Genomic DNA, 22998 nt, shown 5'->3' on the forward strand with positions numbered 1-22998 from the left:
AATTAAAATTTAACGGGTAACTTAGATTTAATCCCCTTTAGGTTAACCAGTGGCTTTTTTTCCTCAATCATTCACTCTTACCTAAGTTTAAGTTCCTAATTGTAGGAAAGTTCCGTATTGTAGCACAGTTACTCTTTTTATATGTGTACAAATTCTGGTTTTCTGATAGCAATCTACACCTCAAAGAAAACTCTGAGGTGTAGATTATATTAAGATTTTAATTTATAAAATTGTTTATATATTATGCATTAGCAACTTTCATTTCACCTAATACATCATTATTACCAAAGCAATTTTCATATTCAAATCCTGTTAATTCTTCAATTGCTAATCTAGCTTCTGGTGTTACTGCATTTTTATCTCCACCAGCTTTTATTCTATTAACTTCATCAACTAAAAGTTTATGTTTTTCTTTAGTTAATTTTAACTTCATAGAGAAGAACCAGGTAGCTAAAAGTAATAATATTGGAACTACAATAGCCATAACTTGTATTCCTACAATAGCAGATGCTGGTTGTTGTCCTGTACCTTCTTTAAATCCAAAGGCTGCGAGTACTACTGTTAATAATAATTGTTCTATACCATATGAAATCTTAGACATAGCACCATTAACACCTGAGAAAATACCTTCTCTTCTAGTACCTGTTACGGCTTCATCTATATCTGCCATGAATGGTAATTGGAATACTGGTATATAATCACAACCTGCATTTCCTATTTGGCTGATTAATTGTACTGCTACTAAAACTGGAATTAATAAGGCTGAACCTTTTAAAAACATTAATCCAAAATATCCTGCACATCCTATGATTACTAAAACTGCTGAAAATCTGAAAGTTTTTGGTCCACCATATTTATATGCTAAAGCTACAAATAATGTTAAAGTTACAAAAGAAATTAATGTTGAAAACGCTGAAAGATAACCTGTAGCAGATTTACTTAGTGATAAACAATAGATAACATAGAAGCTTAATACAGTACTAGCTAAATTCTTGTATATACCTATTAATAACATCATTATTGTATGTATTCTAAATGATTTAACTTTTATACTTGAAGATATGTCTAATAGTAATTTCTTTAATACTTGTCCTATGCCATGTACTTCTTCATCATAGACTATGTCTTTAGGATCACGTTCAAATGTTAACGCAAAAACTACTAGTAATGAAAGTGCAATTACACCACCATAAATAATTCCAGTTAAAAGGAATGATTTTGGTTCATTTTCACCAAACATTGCAAATAATTGAGCTGGAATAGCTGCTGCTAATGTTTGTGCAAATGTTCCACAGTATTGCTTAGATGCAACAAGCTTTGTTTTATCACTTGCTGTTTGTGCCATTTCTGCTGGTAAAGCAATTGCAGAAACTATGATTATTGTAAAGATCATTTCCCAAACCATGTTTACAGCGAAATAGAATATGAATGAATGACCTGTTGTCCACAATAATGGATATACTAACATAGATAAAGGTGCTCCAATTAATACGAAGAACTTTCTTCTACCAAAACGCTTCCCTAATGCAGTTCTACCAAAGTTATCAGATACAAATCCCATTACTGGATTTAAAATAGCATCTAAAAATCTTGTTACAGTAAATATTGAACCAGCTTGCACAATGCTAAGTCCACATAATTGAGTATAGAATATTGTTAAGTATAATTGCACTAATTTTTGTGCACCACTTCCTAAGAAATTGATAGATGCATAACCTATCATATTCTTAATTGTTACTTTTCTTTTCATTAATAATTCCCTCCAACAAATAATCTACAAATAATATTACAATTATTGCACCAATTTTATTTGAAGATTCCATATAAAAGTATGGAATCTTTATTTTTATAATAAATTTGCTTCAACCGCTGCTAAAACAAATGGTCCAAGACCTTTTGGTTCATTACATACTATTGGTTCACTTATGTAATAAGTAAATGATCCATCTCTATTATCTTTTCCACCTAATCCAGCAACAAAACAAATTTTATTTAAATTGATTAGGCCTTCCTTAGTTTCTAAAATAAATTCATCAATTAAACCTTTAAAAGAAGCTTTAGCAAATTCTCTTAATTCTTCTGGCAAATATCCCAGTCTTATACCCTTAAACATTGCATAAGCTATCATTGATGAACCAGAAGCTTCTAAGTAGTTACCTTTTCTATCACCTTGATCTAAAACTTGATACCAAACAAAACTTTCTTTATCAGCAACCTTAACTAGTGCATTTATACAATCATTAAATATTTTTAATATTTCTGCTCTATGCTTGTTGTTTTCTGGTAATTGTTCTAAGGTATCAACTAAAGCCATTACATACCATCCCATAGATCTGCTCCAGAAATGCGCTGATAAACCAGTTTCCTTGTTAGCCCAAGGTTGAACTCTAGCATCATCGTATGCATGATATAAAAGACCAGTTTTTTCATCTATTAAATGATTTCTAGCTATAATAAATTGTTTAGCTATATCATCAAATTCTGAAATGTCCCCGAACTCGTTTACATATTTTGCATAGAAAGTCGCTCCCATATATAAGCCATCAAGCCATATTTGTTCTGGATAAATTTCTTTGTGCCAGAAAACACCTTCTCTAGTTCTTGGATGATTATCTATTTGTGTTCTTAATAATTGTAATGCTTTTTTATATTTTTCTTCTTTTGTTTCTTGGTATATTGTTAACAAGATCTTTCCATTATTTAAATGATCTATATTATATTCATCAACTTTATATCCTTTGATTGTTCCATCTTCTTGAACAAAAGTATCCATACATTCTTTAACATAATCAAAGTATTTTCTATCTTTTGTTTGTTTCCAAACTTCTGCTATACCATCTAATGTTAAACCAAATTCATAAGCCCAATAGCTTGTTAAATCTGTATTTCTTGCAATTATCGAGTCTGCCATCCATTTTCCATAATCTTTCATAATACTTCCTCCATATTAGTTAAATCATTAAATAATTAAGTTCCTACAATGTATAATATTAATAATTAAAAATGTCGATTTGTGTTTTCAAAGTAGGGTTCTTTATAAAAACTTATACATTTATTAATGTAGAAACTTAATTAAAGCATATTTATTGTAAATAGATTTATATCTATCTTACTAACCAACCGCCATCAACTGCTAATATATGTCCATTAACATAATCTGATGCTTTGCTTGCTAAAAAGACAACTGCTCCCATTAAATCAGAAGGATCTGCCCATCTATCTGCTGGTATTCTATCTTGTATTTCAGCATTTCTTTTTTCATCTGCTCTTATTGGAGCAGTATTTGCTGTTTTAATATATCCTGGAGCTATAGCATTTATTTGAATATTTTTGCATGCAAGTTCATTTGCAAATGCTTTAGTTATGCCTGCAACTCCATGTTTACTTGCTGTATAAGGAGGTACAAATTTTCCACCTTGGAAGGATAACATTGATGCTATGTTTATTATCTTTCCTGATCCTTGCTTAACCATTACTTTAGCAACTTCTTGGCTTAAGAAGTATAATGCATTTAAGTTAATATCCATTACAGCATTCCAATCATCTTCTGTATATTCAAGTAGTGGTGCTCTTCTTATAGTTCCTGCATTGTTTACTAAAATATCTATTTTACCATAAACTTGAATTGCAAGCTTTATAACATTTTCTCTGTCTTCTTTGTTAGTTAAATCACCTTGAACAAAGATAACTTGTCTTCCTTCATTTTCAATTAATCTTCTCGTTTCATCCCAATCTTTTCCGTGAGTAGGAATTACTAAATCTGCACCAGCTTTTGCTAATGCTACAGCATAAGCTTGTCCAAGACCAGTATTTCCAGCAGTAACTATTGCTACTTTCCCCTTTAGTGAAAAGAAATCCATTGAGAAGTTGTTTAAACCATTTGACATGTTTGTAAACCTCACTTCTAATCTTTTATCTTAAGTCTTTTATTGCTATATGATCCATATCATCAAATGTTTGGTTTTCTCCACACATTCCCCAAATAAATGAATAATTTTGTGTTCCAATACCTGAATGAATTGACCAACTTGGTGAAATTACAGCTTGTTCATTCTTCATGAATATATGTCTTGTTTCTTGACCTTGTCCCATGAAATGTATCACTGCTTGATCTTCTGGAACTTCAAGGTATAAATAAACTTCCATACGTCTTTCATGAGTATGAGCAGGCATTGTATTCCAACCACTACCTGGTTCTAATATTGTTAACCCCATTACTAACTGACAGCTATCACAAACTGCTGGATGAACATATTGGTTAATTGTTCTCTTATTCATGTTAACTTCATCACCGCATTTTACCTTGTTAGCTTTTTCTAAATCTATCTTTACTGTAGGATAAGATTTTAATGCTGGTGCTGAATTAATGTAAAATTTAGCTGGATTCTTTTCATCAGCAGATGTAAATTCAATGTTTTTAGCACCTTGTCCAACATATAATCCATCTCTATATTTTAAGTTGTATTCCACTCCATCAACTACAATTGTTCCTTCGCCACCTACATTAATAACTCCTAGTTCTCTTCTTTCTAGGAAGTATTCTGTACCTAGTTCCTTACATACTCCAAGTTTTAGAGTCTCTTTAATTGGAGTTGCTCCTCCAAATATTATTCTATCATTATGACTGTAAACTAAATTGATTTCATCTGCAACAAATACTTTTTCTACTAAATAATGTTTTCTTAAAGTTTCTGTATCATAATGTTTTGAATCATCTGGGTGGTTTGAATATCTAATTTCTAAATTCATAATTATTTCTCCTTTTATATATAATTACACTTCACTGCACACGTGTTCCTTTTTGGCCAAAATTTATTTCAAGGACATATTTATCCTTGAAATAAATCTTAATTATATGTACTTATTATATTAATAATAAGATTATGAGCTTGTTTGATTTGCACACGTGTTCTTATTTGCTTAAAATATATTTCAAGAACGATTTCATGAGTCCTTGAAACGGTTGTTATTATTAACATATCTGCAAAAATTGCACACGTGTTCTTTTATCTTATATTGACATTATATATTGTTCAGAAAACAATTGCAATAGTTTTTTTATTTTTTTATGAATTTATTTTATTTAATGTTTTTATTGAATTACCTATTTCTAGCTTTGATTCTATATAGATAGTCTTTTCATCAATACTACCACTATTATTTATCAATTTAAAAAGCAAGTCAATTGCCGCTTCGGCAATTTGTCCAATAGGTCTTTTTATTGTTGTAATAGTAGGACTTAGGAATTCACCAAATTCATTTCCATCAAAACCTAATATAGAAATATCTTCCGGCACCTTTAACCCTTTTTCAATAAGTGCCTTTATAGCTCCTGTTGCCATTTCATCATTAAAGGCAAATATAGCTGAAAAAGGTTCTTCCTTTTCAATTATATTTTTTGCTTGATAATATCCGCCTTTTACTGTAAAGTCTCCATTTACAACCAAGTTTTCATTTAACTTTATATTATACTTCTCAAATGCTTCTAAATATCCTTTTCTTCTCATTTTAGTTGAATCGAAATTTTGAATACCTTCAATTATTGCTATATCTTTATGTCCATTTTTTATTAATTCTTCAACCCCTTTAAAAGTTCCAATACTTTCATCAGTAAACACGTTAATAACGTCAAAATCTACCTTTCTATTTAACACCACTAAAGGAATTTCCTTTTCTAAAATTTCTTCAATAAAATAATCATCAGCTGCCTTTTGGCTTACTACCAATATTCCATCATAGTTTTTAGAATTTATTGTATTTTTTTCATAAGTATCTATACCTTTTACTATAACATTATATTTTTTATCTATATTTTTATATACATTATTAATTACAGTTTGGAATACAAATGGCGATGTACCATTACTTATAGTTGAAAAAAATACACCTATATTATAAGCTTTATCTAACTTCAAGCTTCTCGCATTCATATTGGGAATATAATTTAGTTCCTTTGCTGCTTTTAATATTTCTTCTTTTGTTTTTTCACTTACATTCTTTGATCCAGTTAAAGCTCTAGAAACTGTTGAATGTGATATACCAAGTGTTTTTGCTATGTCCTTAATTGTAGTAGTCATTTCTATCCTCCAAAAACATTTTAATCTATTCATATAATATATCAATATAATTAAATAATCAAATAATTGTTTGTTTTAATGACAACCCATTTTAAGATCATTGCAAATAATGATTATATCATTATTAATTAAGAAAACTTCAAGCATACTATAGCTCATAAAAAAGACTAACTTCAAACATCTTTGTATAAATTTTGTATCGCAATGTTTGAAGTTAATGTCTTATTATAATTAAACCATCTCACTCTTTTCGGAAAGTTTTATGTACATTTTTTCTTGCTGCTTTGTTGTAAACTGAAAGTAAATTTCAGTATTTGTAACAGCTTTATGTCCTAACCACCATTGTAACTCTTTAATATCCATATCTGATTCTGCTAAATGAACAGCTGTAGTATGCTTAAGTGTATGAAAATGATATTTACTTCTATCACTTATCTCAGCTATTTCACAATATTTTTTCATTAAATAATCAAGTGTTTGTCTAGAAATAGGTTTATTTTTCTGACTTTTAAATATGGGTTCAATATCCATTACAATATTATTTTCCAAAATATATTTATCTAAAGCAATTTTTGTTTCATCATCAAGCCTAATCGTATTATTTCTACTCCCCTTTAATCTTTTGCAGTAGATTTCTCCTTTAGTTGTGCTATAATCTTCTAATTTTATTAATGCAATTTCAGAAGCCCTTAATCCACATCTATATGCAAGCCTAAATATGGCTAGGTTCCTTATCATATGTTTACTTTTTAAAGTATAGATTGCTTCAAAAAGTTTCTTTGTCTCCTTCTGAGTAAAATATTTAATCTTTGTATCGTCATTCACAACAAACATTCTCCTTCGTAAAATTGTACAATATAAATATTTTGTACAATTTATTATAACATAATAGCAAAGAAGATTCCAACATTTGATATTTTTTCTAAATAATAGGAGTATTTTTCAGAAAAATCATACTTAATTTTATATATATACTATATTTTGGGCTTACAGATCCAATAAATTTAATTTTTTTTGTAAATAATAGAACAAAATATTTATATTGTCTATATTTATGATACATTTTATCAGAATAACTGTCAAAAGAAATACATCACTCAATCACTCCATTATATTTCGACTATATTTCCTTACATTTTCACATTTTATAGGGAGGTGAAGTATATAATCATTTATTTAATTTACAATTGCTAAGGAAGTTTCTTAAAAACATATTAATAATATAAATATTTGTAAAGAATTACATAAAAACAATAAAGGAGCAACTCGTATGAACTGGTTTAAGAATTTGAAAATAAAACAAAAGCTGATATCAGCTTTTATTTTAATTGCATTATTAATCTGCTTAGTAGGAATTCTGGGACTTCGCAATATGAATACAATTAATACTAATGCTATTTCTATGCATGATTATAATTTAGCTTCATTAAAAGCACTAACCACTATAAAACAAAATTTTGCAGATATTCGTTCTGATTTATTAAAACTTGTTTACCAAGAAAATAAAAACAATCAAAATGCTGCAGTAAAAAAGGAAATAGAAGAATTAGTCAAAACAACTAATTCGCTAATTGATACATATGAAAAAACTATGATTTCTGATTCTGAGCAAAAAGCATTTTTGCAATTAAAAGAAAATAAAGAAATTTATATCTCTACTATAGCTAAAATAACCCAACTGGTTGATGCAAATAATTATGATGCTGCTGATGCAAATTTTTATATAATCACTGAAACAAGAAAAAAAATATATGAAAATATGGATAATCTAATACAAAATAATATTTCACAATCAGATGATGCATATAATACGAACAATTCAACATACAAAAGTTCACTTATTACTACAACTTCAATTATACTCCTAGGTTTGATTTTAGCTATTACATTAGGTTTCGCAATTTCAATTATGATTTCTAAACAAGTAAATGAAGTTTTATCCTTTGCAAATGCTCTTGGGCAAGGAGATTTGACAAAATCAATAACTGTTAATTCAAAAGATGAAATAGGAAATCTTTCCAAAGCATTAAATAGTGCAAAAGAAAATATACAGAAATTAATACATGAAATAATGAATAGTGCTAGTGATATAAGTGCTACAAGCGAAGAGCTTTCTGCAACAACAGAAGAGATTTCATCTAAAATGGAAGTTGTAAGTGAATCTACTGAGCAAATAGCTAAAGGTGTTCAAGATTTAAGTGCTACTACTGAAGAAGTAACTGCTTCAACAGAAGAAATAAGCTCTACAACAAATTTACTTACAAGAGAAGCAGATAATGCATTAATATCTATAGATGAAATAAAAAAGCGTGCTGTAGATATAAAATCAAAAGCTTCCAATAACATTGAAAAAAGTAATGTTATTTACGAAGAAAACCGTACTAACATTTTAAATGCTATTGAAACTTCAAAAGTTGTAAACGAAGTTAAAATTATGGCAGATTCCATTGGAAACATTGCAGAACAAACAAATTTACTAGCTTTAAATGCTGCTATAGAAGCTGCTAGAGCTGGTGAACAAGGGAAAGGTTTTGCTGTAGTTGCTGATGAAGTCAGAAAACTTGCTGATCAGTCCTCCGAAGCTGTTACTAACATTCAAAATATGGTTTCACAAGTTCAAATTGCTTTTGAGAAACTTTCTAAAAGCGGACAAGATGTACTTGAATTTATGTCCAATAATGTAAAGCCTACTTACGAACTTCTTATGAGTACTGGAGTTCAGTATGAAAAAGATTCTGAATATATTAATCAAATAATTGATAAATTTGCTTCTTCTGCTAAGCAAATAGATGATGTTGTTATGCAGGTAAGCAGTGCAATACAAAATGTATCTTCAGTTGCACAAGAATCAGCTAGCGAAACTGAAGGTATTCTAGGAAGTGTTAATGAAATAACATTTGCCATTACTGATGTTGCTAAATCTTCACAAAGTCAAGCAGAACTTTCTCAAAAGCTAAGTGAAATGGTTCAACAATTTAAAATATAAACTTCATATAAAAGGTGGAATATTTATAGACAGTCATGACTTAAGAACAATACATATTAAACAATTAGATAAATTGATTATGGAACTAAGGATAATCTTAAATGAAGTATGTATTAATTCTGAGGGTGTTGAGAATTCAAAAGAACGATTAATTATAAGTGAATGTTTAGATGAATTAATCGTTGAATATATGAAAATATCAATTAAAGATTAATGAAAGGAACATGTTAACATGGATATTTTTGTTGCAAGACAGCCAATTTTTGATAGAAGCCACAATGTTGTTGGATACGAACTATTATACAGAAATGGTTATGAAAACTTCTATAGTAGCACTGACGGGAATAGAGCAACCTTAAATGTTATTGCTAACTCATTTTACACCTTTGGTATTAATAATATTACAAATAATAAAAGAGCATTTATCAATTTTACAGAAGAATTAATAACAAAAGAAGTAGCAACAATACTTCCTAGCAGCTCTATGGTCATTGAAATTCTCGAAGATATAGAGCCAACTGATGAAGTGCTACTTGCTTGTAAAAAACTTAAGGAAAAAGGTTTTACGTTAGCTTTAGATGACTTCATATTTCACGAAAAATATGTTAAGTTTATAGAACTTGCAGACATAGTAAAAATAGATTTTAAACTTACAAAAGGTGAAGATAGAAAAAATATATTAGAATTATCTAATATAAACAATAAAATAAAATTTCTAGCCGAAAAAGTTGAAACTGAAGAGGATTATCGAACTGCTTTTGAACTTGGTTATACATATTTTCAAGGTTATTATTTTAGCGAACCTGTAACCTTATCTAGAAAATGTATTCCTGTAAACAAACATATAGCTTGGAAGATTATTAACATAATAAGTAAGGAGGACTTCAACTACAACGAGCTAGAAACCTTAATGATGCAAGATTTAGGTATTTCCTACAAAATACTGAAATTAATTAACTCATCGCTTTACTACTTAAAAAATAAAGTAAGTTCTATAAGAAGGGCAATTACTTATATTGGAAAACAAGAGCTTGCAAAATGGTTATATATAATTTTATTAAATGACTTAAAGGCTAATACTCATAATGAATTAATAAGGATTTCATTGCTAAGAGCAAAGTTATGTGAATTTATATGCAGTATGAGTATCCATAAAGGCAAAAAGTTTTCAGCATATATGACAGGTTTATTTTCTTTATCCGATGTAATCTTAAATTGTCCTATTAATGTTATTGTAAATGATTTATGCATGGTTGATGAAATAAAAGATGGATTACTTGAAGAAAAAACTCCATTAAATTCAATATTAAAATTAGCCATTTGTTATGAAAAAGGTCAATGGGACGAAGTTATTTATTATGCAGATAAAATTAAAATCGATCCAAATGAAATTTCAAAAGCTTATTTAAAGTCTTTAAAATGGGCCGATAATGTATTTTATAATAATTAAAAACAAGGGATTAATAACTACATTGATAGCTATTAACCCCTTGTTTTTTTACTCTAAATTAGAATTGTAGTAACTAGTTTATATATTAAACTTAACTTTTCTTTTTAAATTTTATTATAACTTTAAATAAATCTCCATCCACCTCAACATTGAATGTTCCACCTTGAACCTCTGTAAAGCTTTTAACAATTGCGAGTCCAAGACCTGATCCTTCTGTATTTCTAGATTTATCCCCTCTTTGAAATCTTTCTACAATATCTTCTGAATCAAAGTTAATTTCCTCTGCTGACATGTTTTTAATAGTAATTTCCGCAACTTCATTATTTTCAACAATGTCTACATATACTCTTGAACCTTCCATTGCATACTTAACTACATTATTTAAAAGATTTTCAAAAATTCTATAAGTCTTTTGGCTATCTAACTTTAAAACAATTTTATTTCCTGGAAAATAATTCCTAAACTTTAAATTTGCATTTTTTATTTTATCTTCTAATTCTATTTCTGTTTGTCTCATTAATTCTACTATATCTACATTAACTAAATTTAAACTAATATTACCGCTTGTTGCCCTGCTGACTTCAAATAAATCTTCAATTAGAAATTTAAGCCTCTGAGATTTTTTATCTAAGGTATTAATATATGCGTTTCTTTCTTCTTCAGTTATATTCTCACCTTTTAATAAATCAACATAAGTTATTATTGAAGTGAGTGGTGTTTTTAAGTCATGAGAAACATTAGATATTAATTCTGTTTTCATCCTTTGACTTTTAACCTCTTCACTTACTGCTTTTTTAAACCCACTTTGGATTTCCACTAATTGCTCTTTTATTGGATTAAAAAGGCCTAAATCTTCAGCAATTTCTATATCAAGATTTCCTGCTGCAATTTTATTAGTTCTGCTTAAAAGAATTTCAAATTTATTTTTTATATCCATAAAATACTTTCTCAATCCAATAAACAAAATTGTACAATAGGCTAACGCTAATAATATCCCCCAAAAAACAGCAACTATAAATGACCATGTTATAAATATTCCAAAAGCCCATATAATGAAAAAAGCTAAAATAACAGCGGCATCTATTGCAACTATCTTTATTATAAATTTATTAGATTTATCAGTTAAATCTATACTTCCAATAGATTTAATTGCTTTTTTAATTGGATTAATAACATTGAAAATTATTTTACCCAAAACCTTAAAAACCCTGCTTAATATATTTTTTGAAATTCTAAATATTTTTACTGTAAATAATTTTTCTTTTAAATATCCCATTATTCCAACATTAAATATATTTTTAATTGATACAATTGCTGCAAATATTATACTGCAATAAATAAACCAATAAAGTATATTAAATAAGTCAACTAATATTCCACCAATACTTCTATCAAATCCAATTTGAGTTAAAACTTTATTTACAAAATCCCCATTTAATGTGTAATAAATAACTCGACTGGAAGCAAAAAACATTGAACTAATTAAGATTACAGCAATAATAACTATAAATTCAAAGGGTATCATAAAAAATGCTTTACTTAAAGTGAGCTCCTTTTCAAATTTATAAGGAATTAATGCACTCAAAAATACAATTATCCCTGAAAGAATAAGAACATATATATATGATATATTCTCATATGAATTTCTCTGAGACATTTCAACAATATTAGAAATTCTATCAGAATATTTAAGCTCTTTACTTATACCATATATAAAAGTTACATTTTTGATTGGATTACTAATTAAATGACCTTCAAATCTGCCTCTGTTATTTATGATATTTGCCAAATTAAATTGAGATAGTTGATTTTTTATTTCATTTTCATCTGCTCCATAAATATTTTTTATATTCATTTGCCCATTCTCATCAAAACTTAGCGTAACATAAAATAAATATTTATCACTTAACTCATTAATACTACTAGCACCACTTAATTGATTTAGATTCTTTTGATTATTTGATTTAATTATATTCCCGTTTTTATCTAACAATGTATATTCAAGATTTTGAAAATCAATATTCCAATCTTGCTTCCAAACACTAAAATAATGATTTAAATTATCTGTTAAAAAGTTATAATCAACAATATCTTCACTTTCAAGCTTAGGCATCAAATAAATATCACTAGGATTTATATTTTTTCCTTGCTCAGTTTTATCTGCTTCAGTATAAAGTACAAAAGTACATTGAGATAAAATATTACTAAAACCATAGTTAGTAAAAGGAGATATGGTATTTTTTACTGTAGCTACATCCTTTATCTTGGGATAAAGTGCTGTCATTGAAATAGCAACAATAACGGCCATAATTATTCCTATTAAATTAATTGAATATACTTTTTTACTTGTTTTTGTTTTAATCCTTAAATGATCGGTTTTATTTAAACTTTCATTTATATTTAAATCTTCATTGGATTCCTTATTGTCGTTCAATTTTGTATCCAACTCCCCACACCACCTTTAAATATTTTGGGTTCTTTCTATCTATTTCTATTTTTTCTCTTATATTTCTAACATGAACCATTACTGTATCAGTATTTATAGCTTGTTCATTCCAAACATGCTCATATATTGCTTCAGCTGAAAATACCTTACCTGAATTTTTCATAAGTAGTTCTAATATTTTAAATTCAATTGGAGTAAGTTTTACTTCTTCACCATCTAAGGTTACTTCTTTAGTATCTATATTTAATTCAAGTCCTCCAATAGTAAAATTATTTTCCTTTTCCTCTAAATTGTTAACAATTCTTAAGTATTTAGAGTATCTTCTAAGCTGAGAGTTAACTCTAGCAAGAAGCTCCATTGGATTAAATGGCTTAGTAACATAATCATCAGCTCCAATATTTAAGCCCATTATCTTATCCATTTCTTCTGACTTTGCAGTAAGCATAATTACAGGAAACTCATATTTTTCACGAAGCTTCATAACCATTGTTGTCCCATCCATTTTAGGCATCATTATATCTACAATGGCTAAATGTAAATTTTCTCTTTCTATAATTTCAAGACCTTCTACTCCATTACTAGCTTTAAAAACATTATAGCCTTGGTTTTTTAAATAAATTTCAATTCCATCACATATTTCTTTTTCATCTTCTACAATTAAAACATTATATAAATTCATTTTCTTAACATCCTTATACTTTAAATAATCTATATTCTTATATTCTTAACCATACATATTCTTCAGAATATGTGCCCATAAAAGTAGTGTGGCTATGCTGCAATAGGAACTTCTTTGCATTTAATAACTTTTTACGCCAAAAATGCGGTTTCTATCAATTTCACTAAATTCTTAGTCTGTAAATACTAAAGGTTTAAACTTATTCATTAATGGAAGGTAATTTATTTTCTATATTTTTTATTTTTATCTTTTTACCAAAACTAAGAGTTATATTTCTATTCCTAATTAAATCTAATCCATTAACTGCTAAAATTATCAGCACCCAACATGCAATATAAGAATATCTAGGTTGTCCTTCTGTAATTAAATAAGTTGCACCATATCCGCAAAGTATCAATAAAAATAAGCTGATACTCTTGTTTTTGTAAATTGTATTTTTATTAAACATGCCTATTAATACTAATAATATTATAACTGCATAAATAAATTGAAATACTGCTGATGCTGGAACTCCAATAATATTAACTACGTTTATTGGAAGTACGACATTACTTTGATCAACATCCCTCAATGTCCACAAGGAGCCACATAAATCACCAACACTCCATTGAAGTACAAATTTAACTAAATATAATTGTGTTAACTTTAAAACAGGAGTTGTTGTTAATCTTTCAAATATTACAGTTTTACAAAGTTTTTCTATTTTATCATAATCTCCAAGATTATCTTCAACAAGCTTTGCATCTTCTGGATTCCAAGTTCCAAAACTATTTAGATTTGTCCCTCTTAACACACTTGTTATTTTAGGTTCGCTTCCACGCCACAATGGATACTGTGTAATTTTTGCATTTTGAAGTAAAGAACTCACAACAAATATTACCATCAAATATGGAACTACGATAAAAGCCATATGCTTTACTTTATTTAATATTTTTTCATTATAATTAATAAGTAAATAAACTAAATAAGCTATTAAAACAACTAAAGCTATCATTCTAAATAAATTCCCAAAGGCTAAAATCATCCCACTTAAAATAAATAATACACTTCTTTTATGCTTAATTCCTAATAAAAAAATATAAATACTCAACAAATAAAATGGCATAGCCATATTTTCCCCGCAAAATACTCCTGTGTAAGTTATAAATGGTGGAAAAATTCCTCCAATCAATGTTGCTTCTAAGGCATATTTTTTATTACTAAAAACTTCATTAACAATAAAATATATTAATAGTAAAACGCCAACACTTGAAATTAAATTAATTATTTTCATTGCTAATAAATTACTTAATGGAAATAAGTATCTCATTAATGCCATATATAATGTAGTTACTGTAAAATGAGGAAATCGTCCTATATAACCAGTTCCATAAAATGCACTTTTATCACCATTAAGAAAATCACCTGCACATACATACATAGTTTTAAAATCTGAATTTGGAATACTATTTGCATTTAATAACCAAAATACCCTAACAATAAATCCAATTGCTAAAATTAATATAAGCTTATTATTTGAATTCATATTTCTTCCTATTAATTTGTACCCTAAGATTATTGCTAGTAATAACACAACACCAAACACAATAGTGCTTAAATTAACAGACGTAAAGGAAGCAAATATTATCCCCACACTTGCAATTAAATCAATTACCAGTAGTCCTTTAAGTAATACACACATAAATCCTATAAATTTTTCGCTTAATATGTTCATATATAATCTCCTCTATAAGCAGCATGATATTAATCAACTACTACTTTATTTTATTTAAAATGTATTTTTATTTACATATAGTAAACAAACTTATAAATAATTTGAATTTCGGTATACATTGTACCATATTAAGCATATAATTCCAAAATTTAAATAAGAAAACAATTGTTACTCATGAGTACGATTATAAGTATATATTTTATAATTAAAGATATTCTTTATATAAATCTAAAGATTTTCTAAAGAAAACCAAAATAAAGAGATTATATTAAAATTTTCATCTTAATATAACCTCTTTACTACTTTACTTCAATGACTAACATTATTCTTTCATTAGATATATGAAGATCATTATAAAAATTTCTTCAATATTGTTCTATATTCCTCATTTAAATTTAAATATATTTCCATTAACTCATTACTTTCTTCTAAAGCTTCTTCCATAATAAAATCATAATTATTTATAAATAAAACCCCTATTTCAGAATCTATTTTATTACTTTTAATCATAGTTTCTAGTATTTTAACTATTTTTTCTTTATCAAATGCTTCTTTATAACTTCTTGCGCCAAATAAAGCACTTATTATATCTCCTATAGCTACGATTCTTGCTTCTGTAGTCAATTCTTCTCCCTTAATCCCAAAAGGATAACCTGTCCCATCCATTTTTTCATGATGAAGTGTTCCTATATCTCTTATATCATTTATATTTAAATCACTTAAAATATTATAACCAATTATAGAATGCTTTTTCATAATTTCAAATTCTTCTTGTGTAAGCCTTCCTGGTTTTTCTAATATTTCTACCGGAATTGCTATTTTCCCAATATCATGAAGGACAGATGCCACCTTAATTTGAGTTAAAGTTTCTTCACCGAGTCCAGCTATTTTACCTATTTGATAACTTATTGCTTCAACTAAAATTGTATGTTTTACCGTTGCTTCACTTCTAAAATCAATGGAATATGCTAACATTTTACTATAACCTATTACTTCTTCTCTAGTTAATATTTTACTTTCAAAAAAACTATGCAATTCTTTTTCATAAGAACCATCTATGAGCTTACTTATTAAATTAAATTTTTCATCTGCTTTTAAAAATAAATCAATATGTTCTTTTAGGTAATAGCCATCCATACCTTGAATATCTTCTCTAGTTAAGCTTTTTTTATTTGTAAAAAGCCTATCTATATAATCAGCAAAATTTAGTAATAAACCTTCTTCATTAATGATTTCCATATTCTTATTTATATAATATTTATAGGTAAAATGATGGGTTAATACTATTTTATACCACCTTGACAAAGGTGAAAAATATTTTATAAATAAGGCTCCATATACTGCATGATCCAATGGAGCTAATGTATCAATTTGGGCAAGTTTATCCCTTTCTGCAACCTTATATGCACCTATATCATGAAAAACTGATATAGCACATATATCTAGCATTTCTTCATTACTATATCCACCATCAATCTTTAGTAAATTCATCATTATATATGCTACTTTTTCTCCATGATTAAAAAGTCTTGTATCTACAGAATTTATTGCTTTATGAATAATAAGTATCATTTGTTTCAATGTAACTTCTAATCCTTTTTTCATATTTACCTCCTGTTACTTATTATTTACTTATAAATGTATATCAATCTTATTAAAATTTCTATTATATTATAACACCATTGTTTACCAGAAAAAAGATATACTTATCTAATCTAACTCAATGAAGATTTCCCTATCATTTTAAACTATAAAAAAGCTGCCTTATCTTAATACACTAAAATAAGACAGCTTATATATTTTTAGTTTAAAACTAATACGAAACTATATTAAAAATTATTCAACTATATTATAACGATTATCCTTTAAAATAACATCATGCGAACTTCCTTCAACTATACTAGTCGATGAAACTAATGTTATTTTTGCATTCTTTTGTAACTCTGGAATTGTTAGAGCTCCGCAATTACACATTGTTGATTTTACTTTATTTAAGGTTATAGTAACATTATCTTTTAAACTTCCTGCGTATGGAACATATGAATCAACACCTTCTTCAAAAGATAATTTCTTATCCCCTCCAAGATCATACCTTTGCCAGTTTCTAGCTCTATTAGATCCTTCTCCCCAATATTCCTTCATATAATTTCCGTTTATATTAACTTTATTAGTTGGACTTTCATCAAATCTAGAGAAATATCTTCCAAGCATTACAAAATCAGCTCCCATAGCTAAAGCTAAGGTTACATGATAATCATGTACTATACCTCCATCAGAGCATACAGGAACATATACTCCTGTTTTTTCAAAATATTCATCTCTAGCTTTTACTACATCAATAAGTGCTGTAGCTTGTCCACGACCAATACCTTTTTGTTCTCGAGTGATACAAATAGAGCCTCCACCTATTCCAACTTTAACAAAATCAGCACCTGCTTCTGCTAAAAATAAGAATCCATCTCTATCTACCACATTTCCAGCACCAACTTTAATATTTTCTCCAAAGTTTTTATGTATATATTCAATAGTTATCTTTTGCCATTCAGAAAAACCTTCTGAAGAGTCAATACAAAGTACATCTGCTCCAGCTTCAATTAATGCAGGGACTCTTTCTTCATAGTCTCTTGTGTTAATACCAGCACCTACAACATATCTTTTTTGACTATCAATAAGTTCATTTTTATTTTCTTTGTTTGCTGAATAGTCTTTACGAAATACCATATATTTCAAATATTGATTTTTATCCACTAATGGCAGCATATTTAATTTTTTATCCCAAATAATATTGTTTGCTTCCTTTAAAGTAATATCTGCATCTGCATAAATAAGTTTATCAAAAGGTGTCATAAACTCTGAAACTAGCGTATTAAAATCCATTCTAGTAACTCTGTAATCTCTACTAGTAACTATACCAAGAAGTTTTCCGTTTGGAGTACCATCTTCTGTAACTGCCATAGTTGAATAACCTGTTTTTTCTTTTAATTCTACTACCTCTTCAAGTGTTGACGTTGGCTTAAGATTAGCAGCACTAGTAACAAAACCTGACTTATAAGTTTTAACCTTTGCAACCATAGCAGCTTCATTTTCAATTGATTGAGAACCATATATAAAGGAAATTCCTCCTTCTTTTGCAAGTGCTACTGCCATTTTATCATCTGACACAGACTGCATAATTGCAGAAGCCATTGGAATATTAAGAGAAATTTCAGGTTCTTCGCCTTTTTTGAATTTAACAAGTGGTGTTTTTAAACTAACATTTTGTGGAATACAGTTAGTTGAAGAATAACCAGGAACTAATAGATATTCTCCAAAAGTATGAGATGGTTCATTAAAATAATATGCCATTTTATCTACTCCTTTATATTTACAATATAACTATTTTATTCTATATAATAATCCTTTTTTCAAGTTTTTGTCAATATAAAAAGTTCATAAAATCAATTAATATTATCTTTTTTGATCATTTATTTAAGCACATTTATAGAATAATTTAATATTCCTGTTCCACCGCCTAAATCTAATATAATATACCAATGCCCTGTACTTGGAACAGTTATATTATAAGGTGAGCTAGTAGAGTTACTACTATAATATTCAAAACTATTGCCATTTTTGTAACGTTGAAAATTATTACTGTCTACTAAATATATATTTACGCTTCTATCTACAGTGATGATTAGTATATCACCTTTTCTAAAGTTTCCATCTTTATATGTATATCTCATGCTATCTTTATAACTCCTTTAAAATTTGTGCCTAATTAATAGCAGGCTCCTTTTCATATGATTGTAACTCCATTGATAAAACTGTTATAATGATACTTTTAGCAATCCATATCATCCATAATAAATGGAATTGCCTTTTTAAATTGTCCTCCTAAACGGGATAACTCCCCCATAACATTTTCTATTCCAGCTTCAGTTTTAAACCAGTTATATTTATTAATTCCATCAATATCTACTGGACATACAATGAAATTTGTTTCTGGATATGCCCAGGCATAAAACATTAAGCAGCGCCTAGCATGAAATGACTTACAACATATTATTGCCTTTTTTATATTTAAATTCATTTCATCTGTAACCGCTCTTGAATTAAATGCATTTTGCTTAGTCCATTCAGCCATATCCTCTCTAATTATTGCACTTTCTTTAACTCCATATGAAAGAGCAATATCCTTCATAAATTCCCATTCTGTATTGTAGTTTTTATTATACTTTTCCTGTTTTCCTTTTGAACCTGGAAAATAGCCTTTGCTTAGACTGTATTTTCCTGAAGGTAGAATATAAGGTGAATACCCTTCTATCCAAAGCTCAGCAGCTCTTTCTGTTGGTTCAGGCCAAGATCCACCTGGAACAAAAATAATATCTGCTTTTTCTGGTTTGTTTTCTACAAAAATAAATGATGTAATTTCTTTAATAAATTCTTTCCCCTCTGATTCCATTTTCCTCACCCACTTTTAAGACCATAGTCAAACTCAATTTATATACATCTTCTTATCTTATTCTTTATCAAAGTCTCTTCCAACATCACTTGCAGTGTGAGAATCTGAGCCATAAACCTTTTTAACCCCGTATTTTTCTACAAGTTCTTTAAACATATCTGAAACATAAATTTCACCACAGTAAGGCTTTCTAAGTCCAGCAGTATTTACATCTACTTCATAATTTCTTTCTTTTATTTCCTTTACTATTTCTTCTAACAATTCATTATTCTTGTATTCTAAAGGATACAACTTGTTAAAAATTCTTATTAAATTAGGATGTCCAATACGCCTTGGCTTAAACTCCCCTAAATCTGCCTTAATTGCTATTAATAAGGTTTCGTAATATTTATCATAGATAGCTTCCACCGAACCAAGTAATTCTAGAGCTTCTTCAAACCCCGGCTTCCAATCTATAGCCGTATACTTATCATCTATTTTAATAAAATGAACTGATAATATACTATCTTCTAAATTAGGGCCATATAAATCAAGTAATTTTTTCGTTCCATCTTCATACCCCTCAACAAAATCCACTTCTAATCCAGTATTTATCTTAATTTTATTTTCATATTTAGGTTTTAAATCTTTCATTGCTTCAAAATATTTTTCTGCTGCTTCAAATGATAAAGCACATTCATCTAAAAACTCTTTATTTTCCATGAAATATCCTGGGAAAGGCATGTGCTCAGTAAATGTAATTTCTTCTAGTCCTTCTTTAAGTGCTTTTTCAACGTACATTTCAAAGGAATCATCTGTTCCATGAGGACAATATGGTGAATGAATGTGTCCATCTCTTATTATTTTATTATTTTCCATAATATTATTAAAGAAAGATTTATTATCTTTCTCTAAAATTCACTTCCCTTCTATATTAGAATTCCACTCTATTTTTTTACCTTATGAGCCGTAATAATAGTATAACTATGCGCATTAACTGTTATTTCAAAATTATCTATGGTTATGCACCAGTTTTTACCTCTTCTAATTATTATAGCATTTAAATTTAGTATTTTGTCAGCACACCAGTTTACTACATCATCCAAATCTAAGCATAGATTCTTTTTAATTCTTTCAACGCCCAACTCGGTTGTGTGCAATTTTTCTAAGTTTTGTATCAAATCACGTTTATTATCATCCATTTTAGTTACCAGTATTTTCCTTCGCAAAATCTCTTATTGTTCATATTCATACATATGGTAATTACACTCTTCCATTCCCAAAGACTTATAAGTAGCTTTTGCACTAATATTTTCTTTTTCAACGTAAAGTCTTATACCTGCTATACTGTCATCTTTATCACATAGATTTTTTACATGATTATATAATTTCTTAAATATACCTTTTCTTCTATAGCTGCTATCAACATATACACTTTGCACCCAAAGGAACATTCCATTTCTCCAATCGCTCCATTCATAGGTATGCATAATTTGTCCAACTACTTTATCATCAATTTCATATACATAATATTGACCCTTCGAAGAATCTTTTATAATAGCTTCTACGCCTTTTGTTAATATGTCCATATCTAATTCTTTATCTTCTGTTTCTTTAGCAAGATTATAATTAAATTTAACTATAGTATCTAAATCTTCTAATTCTGCTTTTCTTATTATATGTAAATTTTCATCTTTATAATTATTCATTTTCTTACCTCACCTGTATTAATAATCTCTAATTTTCATTTATTATATCATATATAGGTTCTAATTAATTAAATTCATCAATTTAGAATGAAATTCCCATTGTAGAGTAGTTCTTCATTATTATATTTCCATTCCTTTTATATGTGAAAACTTCCTAATTGTAACTTAGCTACTCTTTTCATAAGTGCATAGCTTCTTTTTATATAGGTTATAAAATCCTTATTGGGGCATATCCACTCTTTTTATAAGCGATAAGTTCCTTTATTGCAGCATAGCTGCTCTTTTTATAGGTGCTTATTTTCCTACAGTTGCCATGTAAAAAGTAAATTCTTCCTCACCATCCACCTGTAAAAATTCATCCATTTTCTCCTGAGCATATGCACCAATTGCACAACAACCGCATTGGATTGATTCTGCTGCCAAGTAAAGATTTTGGCATACATGACCAGCATCTATTGCAATCATTTTATGTGCAGCTATTATTAACTTTCTTCTACTTTTTCTATTTTTAACAACAGTAATAAATTCTTCTTTTCCACATGTAATATTACTTATAGGAACCAAGTCAATTAAAATACTATCTTGATTATATTCTTTTTCCAATATAGGTATTTGAATTCCATTTGCTTGATCATTTTTAATCCTTTTCCATAAATGCCACTTTGGTTTTAAGAATTCTCTTCCTGTTTCAATAATTTTACTTATATCTATTTCCATTTATATCACCTGCACTTTATTATTTATAATATTTAAATTTAAGTTACTTTTTTAAGAAAAGACTTCTTAAATTATAGATGCTTTATGTATAAAAATATGTTTGCTATCATGAAAATATATCCTATGCCTGCAAGAAGCCCTGTTATGAATCTTCTTTTATTAGTTGAAGCTTTTATCTTAAATAATTGAAGTAATCCATCAATAGCCATTATTAAAATTAATCCTAACCCCTTAATAATACTAATTTTAATATTCATAATATAAAGTAATATACCTATTATATTTCCAACAAATATTCCAGTACATCTTGCACATACAGGAAACTGATATCCTTTATAATTAAAGCTTCTTTCGTACATTTGGTGACAGGTTAATGCTCCAAGCTTCATAAGAATAAGCCATATTTTTGTTTTTTTATCTAAATTTTGCGCCACAATTTCCACACATTCTATAAGTTGTTGTTTTAGTCTTACCTTCTCCCATTCCTAAAAGACCACAAAGAAGTCCAATTGGGCCAAAACATATATAACCTAAACATCCTTTTCCAACACCAAATCCCTTAGTAGAGCTGCTTACATCACTTACAATCTTAACATTATGACTTCCGCACTTAGGACAGCCAGTATTCATATTATTCATATCTTTTCATCTCCTAACACTAAATTATCCTAATTATACTATGAAACCTTATAATTTTACAGTATTTAGCTAAACCTAAATATCTTTGTTAAATCATGAAAACTATATTTTAATTTACATGGATTGTTAATGCAGTATTTTTTTATCACTAGATAATA

22 protein-coding genes are annotated in these 22998 nt (G+C 28.0%); 3 read left to right on the forward strand and 19 right to left on the reverse strand.

Annotated features, from left to right (window positions below; genetic code table 11):
* Positions 1-241: 241 nt before the first annotated feature.
* The 6 genes from GXK56_RS01865 to GXK56_RS01890 form a co-directional block, all read right to left on the reverse strand.
* On the reverse strand, positions 242-1750 hold the full coding sequence (locus GXK56_RS01865) for an MFS transporter (protein ID WP_160684162.1): 1509 nt from the start codon (positions 1748-1750) through the stop codon (positions 242-244).
* Positions 1751-1846: 96 nt separating this feature from the next.
* Positions 1847-2932: a glycoside hydrolase family 88 protein gene (locus tag GXK56_RS01870; protein ID WP_160684165.1), complete on the reverse strand. Its 1086-nt coding sequence runs from the start codon at positions 2930-2932 to the stop codon at positions 1847-1849.
* A 172-nt stretch (positions 2933-3104) separates the two neighbouring features.
* Positions 3105-3887: a 2-dehydro-3-deoxy-D-gluconate 5-dehydrogenase KduD gene (kduD, locus tag GXK56_RS01875; protein ID WP_160684168.1), complete on the reverse strand. Its 783-nt coding sequence runs from the start codon at positions 3885-3887 to the stop codon at positions 3105-3107.
* A gap of 25 nt (positions 3888-3912) precedes the next feature.
* Complete coding sequence (gene kduI / locus GXK56_RS01880) at positions 3913-4749, reverse strand: 5-dehydro-4-deoxy-D-glucuronate isomerase (protein WP_160684171.1); 837 nt, start codon at positions 4747-4749, stop codon at positions 3913-3915.
* Positions 4750-5066: 317 nt separating this feature from the next.
* Positions 5067-6077, reverse strand: coding sequence for a LacI family DNA-binding transcriptional regulator (locus GXK56_RS01885; protein ID WP_160684174.1), 1011 nt, complete (start codon positions 6075-6077; stop codon positions 5067-5069).
* A 231-nt stretch (positions 6078-6308) separates the two neighbouring features.
* Positions 6309-6911: a tyrosine-type recombinase/integrase gene (locus tag GXK56_RS01890; RefSeq protein ID WP_160684177.1), complete on the reverse strand. Its 603-nt coding sequence runs from the start codon at positions 6909-6911 to the stop codon at positions 6309-6311.
* 436 nt (positions 6912-7347) lie between these two features.
* Here GXK56_RS01890 and GXK56_RS01895 point away from each other — a divergent pair, with 436 nt between their 5' ends.
* The 3 genes from GXK56_RS01895 to GXK56_RS01905 are packed head-to-tail and all read left to right on the forward strand — an operon-like array spanning position 7348 to position 10513.
* Entirely contained in the window at positions 7348-9063 is a 1716-nt protein-coding gene (locus GXK56_RS01895) for a methyl-accepting chemotaxis protein (RefSeq protein ID WP_160684180.1), read from the forward strand.
* Entirely contained in the window at positions 9035-9277 is a 243-nt protein-coding gene (locus tag GXK56_RS01900) for a Spo0E family sporulation regulatory protein-aspartic acid phosphatase (protein WP_160684183.1), read from the forward strand. Before GXK56_RS01895 ends, GXK56_RS01900 begins: the two co-directional genes overlap by 29 nt.
* An 18-nt stretch (positions 9278-9295) precedes the next feature.
* Positions 9296-10513 carry an EAL domain-containing protein gene (locus GXK56_RS01905; RefSeq protein WP_160684186.1) on the forward strand — a complete coding sequence of 406 codons (1218 nt, stop codon included), beginning with the start codon at positions 9296-9298 and terminating at the stop codon, positions 10511-10513.
* Between the two features lie 91 nt (positions 10514-10604).
* On the opposite strand, the gene GXK56_RS01910 is transcribed toward GXK56_RS01905, so the two are convergent.
* The 13 genes from GXK56_RS01910 to GXK56_RS01970 form a co-directional block, all read right to left on the reverse strand.
* On the reverse strand, positions 10605-12959 hold the full coding sequence (locus GXK56_RS01910) for a HAMP domain-containing sensor histidine kinase (RefSeq protein WP_347707927.1): 2355 nt from the start codon (positions 12957-12959) through the stop codon (positions 10605-10607).
* Positions 12934-13638, reverse strand: coding sequence for a response regulator transcription factor (locus GXK56_RS01915; protein WP_160684189.1), 705 nt, complete (start codon positions 13636-13638; stop codon positions 12934-12936). Before GXK56_RS01915 ends, GXK56_RS01910 begins: the two co-directional genes overlap by 26 nt.
* A 199-nt stretch (positions 13639-13837) precedes the next feature.
* Positions 13838-15352 carry a glycosyltransferase family 39 protein gene (locus tag GXK56_RS01920; RefSeq protein ID WP_160684192.1) on the reverse strand — a complete coding sequence of 505 codons (1515 nt, stop codon included), beginning with the start codon at positions 15350-15352 and terminating at the stop codon, positions 13838-13840.
* A 351-nt stretch (positions 15353-15703) separates the two neighbouring features.
* Positions 15704-16957: an HD domain-containing phosphohydrolase gene (locus GXK56_RS01925; protein WP_160684195.1), complete on the reverse strand. Its 1254-nt coding sequence runs from the start codon at positions 16955-16957 to the stop codon at positions 15704-15706.
* Positions 16958-17188: 231 nt separating this feature from the next.
* Entirely contained in the window at positions 17189-18697 is a 1509-nt protein-coding gene (locus GXK56_RS01930; RefSeq protein WP_160684198.1) for an IMP dehydrogenase, read from the reverse strand.
* Positions 18698-18816: 119 nt separating this feature from the next.
* Positions 18817-19077 (reverse strand): DUF1883 domain-containing protein, encoded by a 261-nt coding sequence (locus tag GXK56_RS01935; protein WP_160684201.1) that lies wholly within the window; start codon positions 19075-19077, stop codon positions 18817-18819.
* Between the two features lie 98 nt (positions 19078-19175).
* On the reverse strand, positions 19176-19796 hold the full coding sequence (locus GXK56_RS01940) for a YdcF family protein (protein WP_160684204.1): 621 nt from the start codon (positions 19794-19796) through the stop codon (positions 19176-19178).
* Between the two features lie 57 nt (positions 19797-19853).
* On the reverse strand, positions 19854-20654 hold the full coding sequence (gene hisJ / locus GXK56_RS01945; protein ID WP_160684207.1) for a histidinol-phosphatase HisJ: 801 nt from the start codon (positions 20652-20654) through the stop codon (positions 19854-19856).
* A 68-nt stretch (positions 20655-20722) separates the two neighbouring features.
* Positions 20723-20977: a DUF3781 domain-containing protein gene (locus tag GXK56_RS01950; protein WP_160684210.1), complete on the reverse strand. Its 255-nt coding sequence runs from the start codon at positions 20975-20977 to the stop codon at positions 20723-20725.
* Positions 20978-21010: 33 nt separating this feature from the next.
* Positions 21011-21484, reverse strand: coding sequence for a GNAT family N-acetyltransferase (locus GXK56_RS01955; protein ID WP_160684213.1), 474 nt, complete (start codon positions 21482-21484; stop codon positions 21011-21013).
* A 294-nt stretch (positions 21485-21778) separates the two neighbouring features.
* Positions 21779-22201, reverse strand: a complete 423-nt coding sequence (locus tag GXK56_RS01960) for a nitroreductase family protein (RefSeq protein ID WP_160684216.1) — start codon at positions 22199-22201, stop codon at positions 21779-21781.
* 71 nt (positions 22202-22272) lie between these two features.
* Positions 22273-22644 (reverse strand): DUF2085 domain-containing protein, encoded by a 372-nt coding sequence (locus GXK56_RS01965; RefSeq protein WP_347707928.1) that lies wholly within the window; start codon positions 22642-22644, stop codon positions 22273-22275.
* The gene (locus GXK56_RS01970) at positions 22616-22840 is read right to left on the reverse strand and encodes a hypothetical protein (RefSeq protein ID WP_160684219.1); all 225 of its coding nucleotides are present in this window, start codon (positions 22838-22840) and stop codon (positions 22616-22618) included. The genes GXK56_RS01965 and GXK56_RS01970 overlap by 29 nt, the downstream gene beginning before the upstream one ends.
* Positions 22841-22998 lie beyond the last annotated feature (158 nt).

The organism is Clostridium sp. C2-6-12, assembly GCF_009928485.1.
Lineage (GTDB): Bacteria > Bacillota > Clostridia > Clostridiales > Clostridiaceae > Clostridium.

Bases quoted from the DNA above. Each gene is read 5' to 3' on its own strand.
- GXK56_RS01940 (WP_160684204.1), bottom strand. From the start codon at position 19,796: ATGGAATCAGAGGGGAAAGAATTTATTAAAGAAATTACATCATTTATT.
- GXK56_RS01935 (WP_160684201.1), bottom strand. From the start codon at position 19,077: ATGAGATATACATATAAAGATGGAAACTTTAGAAAAGGTGATATACTA.
- GXK56_RS01885 (WP_160684174.1), bottom strand. From the start codon at position 6,077: ATGACTACTACAATTAAGGACATAGCAAAAACACTTGGTATATCACAT.
- GXK56_RS01950 (WP_160684210.1), bottom strand. From the start codon at position 20,977: ATGGATGATAATAAACGTGATTTGATACAAAACTTAGAAAAATTGCAC.
- GXK56_RS01865 (WP_160684162.1), bottom strand. From the start codon at position 1,750: ATGAAAAGAAAAGTAACAATTAAGAATATGATAGGTTATGCATCTATC.
- GXK56_RS01955 (WP_160684213.1), bottom strand. From the start codon at position 21,484: ATGAATAATTATAAAGATGAAAATTTACATATAATAAGAAAAGCAGAA.
- GXK56_RS01895 (WP_160684180.1), top strand. From the start codon at position 7,348: ATGAACTGGTTTAAGAATTTGAAAATAAAACAAAAGCTGATATCAGCT.
- kduI (WP_160684171.1), bottom strand. From the start codon at position 4,749: ATGAATTTAGAAATTAGATATTCAAACCACCCAGATGATTCAAAACAT.
- GXK56_RS01870 (WP_160684165.1), bottom strand. From the start codon at position 2,932: ATGAAAGATTATGGAAAATGGATGGCAGACTCGATAATTGCAAGAAAT.
- GXK56_RS01915 (WP_160684189.1), bottom strand. From the start codon at position 13,638: ATGAATTTATATAATGTTTTAATTGTAGAAGATGAAAAAGAAATATGT.
- GXK56_RS01970 (WP_160684219.1), bottom strand. From the start codon at position 22,840: ATGAATAATATGAATACTGGCTGTCCTAAGTGCGGAAGTCATAATGTT.
- GXK56_RS01960 (WP_160684216.1), bottom strand. From the start codon at position 22,201: ATGGAAATAGATATAAGTAAAATTATTGAAACAGGAAGAGAATTCTTA.
- GXK56_RS01905 (WP_160684186.1), top strand. From the start codon at position 9,296: ATGGATATTTTTGTTGCAAGACAGCCAATTTTTGATAGAAGCCACAAT.
- kduD (WP_160684168.1), bottom strand. From the start codon at position 3,887: ATGTCAAATGGTTTAAACAACTTCTCAATGGATTTCTTTTCACTAAAG.
- GXK56_RS01890 (WP_160684177.1), bottom strand. From the start codon at position 6,911: ATGTTTGTTGTGAATGACGATACAAAGATTAAATATTTTACTCAGAAG.
- GXK56_RS01930 (WP_160684198.1), bottom strand. From the start codon at position 18,697: ATGGCATATTATTTTAATGAACCATCTCATACTTTTGGAGAATATCTA.
- GXK56_RS01920 (WP_160684192.1), bottom strand. From the start codon at position 15,352: ATGAACATATTAAGCGAAAAATTTATAGGATTTATGTGTGTATTACTT.
- hisJ (WP_160684207.1), bottom strand. From the start codon at position 20,654: ATGGAAAATAATAAAATAATAAGAGATGGACACATTCATTCACCATAT.
- GXK56_RS01925 (WP_160684195.1), bottom strand. From the start codon at position 16,957: ATGAAAAAAGGATTAGAAGTTACATTGAAACAAATGATACTTATTATT.